The sequence below is a fragment of the Frankia sp. CgKIO3 genome (genome assembly GCF_977946435.1).
Genome location: NZ_CDWTMO010000068.1, coordinates 17329 through 19468, shown reverse-complemented (window position 1 = coordinate 19468; position 2140 = coordinate 17329). Strand labels below are relative to the sequence as shown.

General features: G+C 72.2%; 3 protein-coding genes. 1 reads left to right on the top strand and 2 read right to left on the bottom strand.

From position 1 onward, the window contains the following. Positions 1 to 575 precede the first annotated feature (575 nt). Positions 576 to 803, top strand: a complete 228-nt coding sequence (locus AC08OJ_RS10050) for a hypothetical protein (protein ID WP_476593834.1) — start codon at positions 576 to 578, stop codon at positions 801 to 803. 91 nt (positions 804 to 894) lie between these two features. Here AC08OJ_RS10050 and AC08OJ_RS10045 read toward each other — a convergent pair whose 3' ends face one another. Both AC08OJ_RS10045 and AC08OJ_RS10040 read right to left on the bottom strand, forming a co-directional pair. Further along, positions 895 to 1812, bottom strand: a complete 918-nt coding sequence (locus tag AC08OJ_RS10045; RefSeq protein WP_476595586.1) for an ABC transporter ATP-binding protein — start codon at positions 1810 to 1812, stop codon at positions 895 to 897. Positions 1813 to 1816: 4 nt separating this feature from the next. Further along, a partial coding sequence (locus tag AC08OJ_RS10040; protein ID WP_476593836.1) for a FecCD family ABC transporter permease occupies positions 1817 to 2140 on the bottom strand: 324 nt, incomplete at its 5' end.

The following is a 2140-nucleotide window of genomic DNA, read 5'->3' as shown; positions in this document are numbered from 1 at the left end:
TACGGCGACTACATCGCCCAGGTCAACGATGCCGCGTCCCGTCGGGGGGTCCAGGGAACTCCCACCGTCTACGTCGACGGCGAGCGCCTTCAGACGAACGCCCTGACGCCCGCCGGCCTCAACGCGGCCGTCGCGGCGGCGCGCTGACGGATCGGTCGCGGTTGGGTGCGCCGCGAGGCCCGCGGCGCGCCCAACCCTCTGCCGCACAGGTCCTGAAGTGCCTTGGGACCTGTGGATGTGTTCCTGAGGTCCGGGTGGCGAGTGACCCCCGGAGACCTCGCGGTGGCCGGCCGGGCGTCGTGCGGCGAAGTAACGCGGAACGTCGTCCTGGCGGTGACCATGATTCGGTGGGCCGGGCGTCTGCATGGCCGCGTGCTGCTCCACCCGCTGCGGGGGTGGTAGGCGAGGCCCTGGCCGTGCGGGGCCCGTCCGGCAAGCCCCTTCGTCCCGCCTGAACGAGTCGGAATTCTTCGGGACCCCACTTCCGGGTCATCCTGGAAAGAATTCATGGTGATACCGGCGATGTGCGGGTACAGTTTTTCTGGGAAATGTCAGCCGACTTGTTGGGAGTTCAGATGTCCGTGCAGGGGAAGCATCTGCTGACGTTCTGCGAGAGCTGCTGCGGCTGCCCGGAACTGTATGTCGACCACGATGCGCCGGCGGACCGGCAGATCGTCCTGACCGACGATTTCGGGCAGCGTATCCAGATGAGTGTCGAACAGCTCGCGGTGATCGTCGAGGAGGCACGGGCCGGCCGGATCACCGAGCTGGTGAACGGCGAGCTCGGCGCCGCCCTGGTCTGATTCCCGGATCCCGACGGCGGCACGGGCGCCCGGGCGAGCAGACCGCAAGTGCCGACCGGGCGGTCGCCGCCGCGCCCAGCGTGGTCCGCCGTCAGTGGTCACCCACGGCTTGCCGGGGCGCGGAGGTCTGGCTGGTCAGGGGCTGGGCGGTGTAGGTGATGCGGATGACGCCGTCGGGGTGTCGCTCGACGGAGCCCGTCACACCGAACACCGCGTGCAGCACGTCGGACGTCAGCGCGTCGAGAACCGGACCGGCGCTGGCGACGCGGCCCCGGTCGAGGACGACGAGCTGGTCGCAGTAGCGGACCGCGAGGTCGAGGTCGTGCAGAACCGCGAGCGTGGTGACGCCGGTCGCCCGGACGAGGTTGAGCAGCTCGAAGCGGGCGCGGATGTCGAGGTGGTTGGTCAGCTCGTCGAGGACGAGCAGGCGTGGTCGCTGGGCGAGCGCGCGGGCGAGCAGTACCCACTGCCGCTCGCCGCCGGACAGTGTGTCGTAGAGCCGGTTGGTGTATCCGAGCGCGCCGGTACGCTCCAGGGCTTCCTGGATGATGTCCCGGTCGGCGTCGCCGTGTCGGCTGAACAGGCCGTGGTGCGGGGTCCGTCCGTCGGCCACGACCTCGGCGACGGTGAGGGCCGCGGGCGGCTGGCCCGCCTGGAGGACGGCGGCGGTGCGGCGCGCGGAGTCGCGGGCGGACAGCTTCCAGACGTCCGCGCCGGCGACGAGCACCGCGCCGGTGCTGGGCCGCAGCGAGCGGTAGACGGTGCGCAGCAGGGTCGTCTTGCCGCTGCCGTTCGGCCCGACCAGGCCGGTGAGGCTTCCGGGCGCCGCGGCCAGGGTCACCCCGCGCAGGACCGGCGCCTCGCCGAGCTCGACGGCCACTCCGTCCAGCGACAGCCCGCCGGACGCCTCCTCCCGTTCGCGGCCCGGGTCCTCGCGCCCGTTGTCCGGACCCGGCCCGGGGCCCGGTCGCAGTCCCGGGTAGCCTGTGCGGCCTCTGCGGCGGTTCATCGCGTCACCGGCCCGCGAGCGCGTCGTTGCGGCGCAGCAGCCACAGGAAGAACGGCGCGCCGAACGCGGCGGTGAGGATGCCCAACGGCAGCTCGTTGGGCCGGTCGACGGTGCGGGAGAGCAGGTCGACGCACACCAGGTATCCGGCGCCGACGAGCGCGGCCAGCGGCAGGAGCCGGCGGTGGTCGGCGCCGAAGGCGAGTCGGGTGAGGTGGGGGATCATCAGACCCACGAAGCCGATGCCGCCGGCGACGGCCATCAGCACACCGGTGAGCAGCGACGCGGCGAGCAGCAGTCCCACCCGCAGCCGGGCGACGTCGACGCCGAA